This is a genomic window from Ruminococcus sp. RTP21204st1_B2_RTP21204_210225, assembly GCF_040914135.1.
GTDB lineage: Bacteria > Bacillota > Clostridia > Oscillospirales > Ruminococcaceae > Hominimerdicola > Hominimerdicola aceti.
Window position 1 is genome coordinate 1 of the sequence record NZ_JBCPGA010000074.1, and the last position, 6,150, is coordinate 6,150.

A 6,150-nucleotide genomic window follows, 5' to 3' on the forward strand; every position below is an offset into this window, starting at 1 on the left:
GATAACTCTTTATTATCAACTTAGGAGAAATAAAATGTCTGATTTCCAAAAAAATTCAAGTAACTTTGAAGATCTGTGTTTAAAAATAGTTAAAAAACTTTTAGGAAATTCATTGAATAAAATAAAAAAAACGCAGCCATCAAAAGATGGAGGATATGATATTGATGCAACAATAAAATATAAAAATAAACAGTACAGCGTATTATTCGAATGCAAACTCCGAGGAAAAATGTTAACTTACGAGATATTGCAGCGAACGTCATTATTGCCTATAACAATTGTACCGACAGCTTAGTTTTTATGATTAATCAGTATTTCACTCCACAACTTGAAGAACAATTATTGCGTTTTAGAGATTCAAGTCAATTGAATATAAAAGTATTAATAGGATCAGATATTGAAAATGTCATCCAGAATAACAATATACCTGTAAGTACAGAGTTGGCTGAGCTTTTAAAAGATAATAATAAAAGCAGAAAAAACAAACATATATCATCACTTGTTTTAAACACTGATTCCGAAAATATATGCAAGCAGATTATTGAAAAACCACAAGTTAATTCTGATAATAAAGAATCAGATTTTATTGCACAGGTTTATTCAAATGAGCTTAATAGAGCCGTTTCACTACTCAAAAATAATAAAAGCTTTATTGTTCAAGGCTATATTGGCATGGGCAAAAGTGCTTTTGTAAGAAAAATATTAAACACTGTCGACTGTATGTGTATAAGGTTAAATGCGGATGTGTGTCAGAATCAGGAACAAGTCATTCTTCATTTGATTCGCAATATTTGGGGATTACCGGACAATAGTTTTTTAGGTATGTTTGAGGAAGACGATATTGATTACATAACTCGTACTATCAATGACAATTATTCTATGGAAACTTGTAAATTTATAAAATACATATTAAACCAAACCTCTCTTTCTATAAAAATAGAGGCAAACTATATATTATGTGAATATTTAGTATGTATAATGAAACGCCATTATCCTAAAACAAAGTACGTTGTATATTTTGATAATTTTCATTCCGCTAATCAGGAAGTTAATGATTTCTTTGTATATTTGATCAATCTTTTTTCGGAAAAAGACATTCCATGTATAATTGAATATGATTTATCAGAATATGACCTGCAAAAGCAGAACCTGATGGCTTATAACAAAATAATTAATAAATATGCCATTATAGATATTGCCACTCTCACTGAAGAGCAAGCAAAAACTTGGTTTATCCAGGAATTGAATATCACAGAAAAAACTGCGAATCAAATTGTAAAAAGAGTAGGTACGCGATTTTATAATATAAAATTCATTTCCCAAAATCTAAAAAGAAGAATGCATACGCCAAACTTCGAAAAAGCAATGGAATTATTGGATATGTTGACACCAAACGATCTGTCCGATATAACATCGCAAATAATCAACTCTTGTAAGAAAAAAGATAAAAAACTATTTTATCTGCTAAAAATGTTGAACTGTCGCATTCCCATTGATTTGTGTTCATATTTGAATTTATCATACAGTTCACTTTTAAAAGAAGGAATCATCGTCAGAGAGGATCGCTATATATTTGTCTCAAATGAATTTGTTAAACAGGCTGTAATGAAAGAAACGTCTGATTTGGTAAATGAGCAAAATATTTCCGAATTGATTTTAGATTTCTGTACCCATAATCCTGGAAAATATAAAGATGTCATAATATATGGCTTATTTTACGCAGGCAAACTGGAGGAAGCTACAAAAGAAATAGATTTGTTAATCAAAGAACTTGGTCAAAAGCGCAATTTCACGTTAATGTTGGAATTCATTGAACTTGCAATAACTATTTCTGAAAATAACAAAAATGCTCACGCACTGTCAAACTATTTAATAAAAAAGCTTGAAGTATATGCAATCATTAAATCACTTATGTTGGACAAGGCAAGATTGACATTAGACCACTTGCAAACATTGGTGAATTCGGGACAGTTGGACTTACTTGATGAATCCTATTCAGAATTAGCAATCTGCTATTTTAAGGGTACTATCGCACTCAAAGACTATGCATTTTCAGATGATCTTCTGAATGAACATTATAAGTACTTTAAAAACTGCATAGATGGATTAATGAAAGATAATCCGGATGATTATCTTGGAAAGGTGTGCAGCAATTACGCAATCTACATAAAAGAAACCAAGGGCAATTCTGCGGCACTGGAAGTTTTTGGTGCAGCTTTGAAGGCTTTACCTAATTCCCAGACCCTGTATATTGAACATCTCAGTCATCTTGCCTGCATTTCATTGTCATACGAACCCCAAAAGTCATATGAATATTACAGTAAAATAATAGAAAAAGTAAACAACAGCCAAACCTTCTACTGCTTCCCCTTTCACGAATATGGGGACAAGGCTATGTGCAAAGTGCTTTTGAAAGAGGTTAATAAGGCCGTCTCTCATTCTGACCTTGGCATCAAATATGCTGAATCGCACGGCGTATTTGATGAAGTTGGAAGAATACTTAATATAAAAGGCTGCGCTTTTTTACTGGCTGACAAAGTATCGGAAGCTGTAAAATGCTTTAAAGAAGCGACAGAAATAATGGAGTATTCAGGATATAAGCACTATAGTTGGCGTAGCAAACTAAATTATGTAAACTATTTTATCACTTCTGGAAACAAAGAAGAATTAATAAAAATGCTATACGATGCGTACAGCATTTTTAAATCCGGATTAATTACAAAAGTTCAAAACCTAATTGAATCATGTGATGATTTTATCTCCAGTAGGGAATACCTGGTGCTTCTTGTTGTAGGCAAGTGCAGCCAGCTATTATTTGACACAAAAGCAAGTCAAAGAGCAGATTATATCTCGGCTGAAAAAATAGCTGATGAATTCAGATTTCCTGACAAAATAAAAAAACATTACCTCAAGACAATAAATCAGCTCATTAATCATCACGAACAGCTTGAACTGAAAAGCATTTATATTTATAATGGAGATATTTTTATTATTGGATAGATTCTAAAAGGAAAAGCTCGTTTTGCTTTGCAAATGAATACAAAAAGCAGTTATCAGCCGAAGGTGATTGAGAAGAAAAAGCTGAAATAGCGTTTCTTTTGGCGGAAACAGCTTCTTTGTTTCCATAAACATAGATCCAGTGAAAAGTGGTAAGATTTTTAGGCGGTTGGAAAATATCACTTTTTCTATTTGGCCAAACATCTTCATTTTCAGTATGTATCAAATAAGAAAGAACTTTTATGGGATGATTAATGATTCTTAGTGCATCATATAAATACATTGCACAGGCATAATGATCCCCATGCAAATCAAATATTGACGGGGCTGCGATTAAACTCGGCGAACATGATCTTATTGCGTATACCAAGTCGTCAAGGAAATTCTGACTTGTGTATTCAGCTTGAGTTTCCGTATGCAAAGAATGGACAGTTTCCTTATTCGCCGGATGATATGTACAAGATGATACAGGAGAATTTTGCTGTTCAGGAGTGCTTCTTAAGCGCATTAGAAAGCTTTTTTCTTTGCTCATTCCGGTATCTGCATATCCTAAGTACAGCATATGATCTTCACATATACCAAGTAATGACAGCGCATTCAAACTTTCATAATAACGTGTATATGCATAGTCTATTCCCCTGTAATCTCCGTTTGTCGCATACAGTATGTTTACAGTTCCATTTTTCTCCAGCACATTATGCATCAGTAAAAATGCGCTTAGAATCTCATCATCTTGATGTGGAGCAATTACAAGAAGATTCATTTTTACAACCTCATAAGTTCCTGCAAAATTTTGAGATTTTCAGTATCATTGGTACAATAGATTACATTTTTTTCTATTATATCATGAAAAAAGCCAAAAGCAACAAATGAAATTAAATTTCTGACTCTTAACCCATCTATTTCGTTCATCGCAAGAAATAATTCCGGCAGCATTGATTTCTCTAATTTTTGCTGTATAATAAAATCATGGATTAACCTGGCTACACCGGCTTCGGGTTCGCCAACCGCTGTTTTTTCATGATCTATCATGCAGATTTGTCCATCGAAGAAATAAACATGGTCAAATGTCAGATCGGTATTCACAGCACATAGCCTTTCCAAAGTGTTTTCTTCATCAGTTGAGGAAAAATGTTTTACGCAATCAATTAAGACCATGAAGATACAGCTTGGTATGCTTGATCTATTATAATTAAGCATTTCTGCTGCAGTTTGCCAACATAATTTACCTGAGAAACGGCAAGAAGGGTCAAAAAAGAAATCTTCAATTTCATTGTTCAGCTTCTCAATTGTTTTGTCGGGAGTATCATTCAATAATATTATGTCAATGTATTTTTCTCGTTCATCTTTGCTTATCTGACAGTTGTTCAGGACATTTTTTATGCACAACTTAAGTCTGTCAACACTTGATACATAGAAAGGTTCTGCTTTTTTTAGCAGGAGAAGAGCATGAAACTCATCATATCCTACCAATAATGGGCTATTGATTCTCTTATAAGCCTGTAATTCAGTTTTAAACATTTTACCGGCATTACGAGCATACTCATTTTTACGAACAGGATTATACATAGGACTTATTGCAAGGCGGGTGTAAGTCCTTTTTATAACATATTGATTGTTATTGCATTTTACCATATAAACATCTGACGAGTTGTTTTGGTTTGTTAGTATATGTAGCTGTTCTGCAGTACAGCCACTGCATTTATGGAAAAACTGTTTTATTGTTTCATCAGAATATCTGCTGATGCAATAAGGGTAAAGATTAATTTTCTTGTGTGATAGTACAGGTTTTGCATTATTTTCATCTTTAGGCGATGATTCACAATCAAAGTAGCACTTTAAATGTTTTTCAATAAACCGCCATGAACCCATTAGTTCTTTTGCAGCAGCTATCGCATTTTGTCCTAATGTATTGCTTAAATATGGTTGCCTTATGAAATGTTCCATGCGAGCGCTTAATTCCGCTACGTCACCGAATTTAACAAGAAAACCATTATACCAGTCGGTTATAGTATCTTTGGCAAACCCGTTTGGTGTCCCTATAACGGGAACACCTTCACACATCGCTTCAACAGCAACACGTCCGCCGGGTTCGTACAGTGAATGTGTCAGTAATACCGATGTTCTGAGAAGAACAGTACTTAATCCATAAGGATCAATACAGCCCCACCAAACGATTTTTCCGTATTGTTCCAGTATTGTTAAATCAGGATTTATTTCTTTGAAATCACTTCTGATCATTTCAATTTCCGGCAAACTACCTCCAGCTAGCCATAATGGCGGGCAAAGATTTTTATACTTATTATACAGCATATTCCAAGAGGAAAAAATGTGTTTCAACCCCTTATTCCTATCCATTCTTCCGATATATGTAAACGCTTTTTGCGCCCAGAATGTATCGTATGATTTGGGCTGAGCAATTTTATTATATTTCTCAGCCGCTGCTATTTGACTGCCGCGTGAAATCGTAGAGTTGAGTCTAGGGAAATCATTTGGATCATGGGAGGGCATAACAAATGATTCATGAATATACTGTCCCGCAACTACGATCTTATCTTTATCAACATTATACAGGGTCATAAGATCCGCTGCCTCATCATCGGAAACGCAAATAAGCCATTGTGCTTTATCGTAAATTTCTTGCTCATAAAATTCACGCTCGGGCATTGGTTCATAAGCTCCACGCTTTACTCTTCCCCTTGAATTAGATATGATGCTATGAACAAAAGGAATTTCTAATTTTTCACTTAAATCAGCTGCGATTCTTCCACTGTTCCAATATACACTATGAAGCTTTTCAGGCAGTCTACCCTGCTTCTTTATTATTTCAAGAATTTGTTCCACGTTTTGAGAATGATATTTCTTTAAAAGCGTTTTACTCATTGGTTCATTGTCACCATTTGTTAAACGATAGACTGTGCAATATTCATTATACTGTTCTTCGTAAGGAAGGTACTGCATGGATCTTCTTGTAAACATCAGACACCTAATTTTTCTTTTTCCGAACTCATCTAGCAACTCTTTCATGTACGTATGAGTTCCTCCCCATTCATCATATCCAGGAGCCATTGCCGGATCGGCGTGCATCGTAATTAATACTATATATCTTTCCATTTTACTTCCTCCTCTAACGGTTGATAATAAAGAGTTATC

At 34.1% G+C, this 6,150-nt stretch carries 4 protein-coding genes; 2 read left to right on the forward strand and 2 right to left on the reverse strand.

Annotated features, from left to right (window positions below; genetic code table 11):
• On the forward strand, positions 1–295 hold a 295-nt coding region (locus AB5123_RS13590; protein ID WP_368364951.1), incomplete at its 5' end, for a hypothetical protein.
• Between the two features lie 5 nt (positions 296–300).
• Positions 301–3,000 (forward strand): hypothetical protein, encoded by a 2,700-nt coding sequence (locus AB5123_RS13595; protein ID WP_368364952.1) that lies wholly within the window; start codon positions 301–303, stop codon positions 2,998–3,000.
• Here the strand turns inward: AB5123_RS13595 and AB5123_RS13600 are convergent.
• Together AB5123_RS13600 and AB5123_RS13605 are read right to left on the reverse strand one after the other, a co-directional pair.
• Positions 2,990–3,760 carry a PIG-L deacetylase family protein gene (locus AB5123_RS13600; RefSeq protein WP_041337562.1) on the reverse strand — a complete coding sequence of 257 codons (771 nt, stop codon included), beginning with the start codon at positions 3,758–3,760 and terminating at the stop codon, positions 2,990–2,992. The genes AB5123_RS13595 and AB5123_RS13600 overlap by 11 nt on opposite strands.
• Positions 3,761–3,762: 2 nt before the next feature.
• On the reverse strand, positions 3,763–6,111 hold the full coding sequence (locus AB5123_RS13605) for a glycosyltransferase (protein WP_041337563.1): 2,349 nt from the start codon (positions 6,109–6,111) through the stop codon (positions 3,763–3,765).
• Between the last annotated feature and the right edge of the window lie 39 nt (positions 6,112–6,150).

Excerpts from the sequence above, each read along its gene's own strand:
- AB5123_RS13605 (WP_041337563.1), bottom strand. The coding sequence starts at position 6,111 with ATGGAAAGATATATAGTATTAATTACGATGCACGCCGATCCGGCAATG.
- AB5123_RS13600 (WP_041337562.1), bottom strand. The coding sequence starts at position 3,760 with ATGAATCTTCTTGTAATTGCTCCACATCAAGATGATGAGATTCTAAGC.
- AB5123_RS13595 (WP_368364952.1), top strand. The coding sequence starts at position 301 with ATGATTAATCAGTATTTCACTCCACAACTTGAAGAACAATTATTGCGT.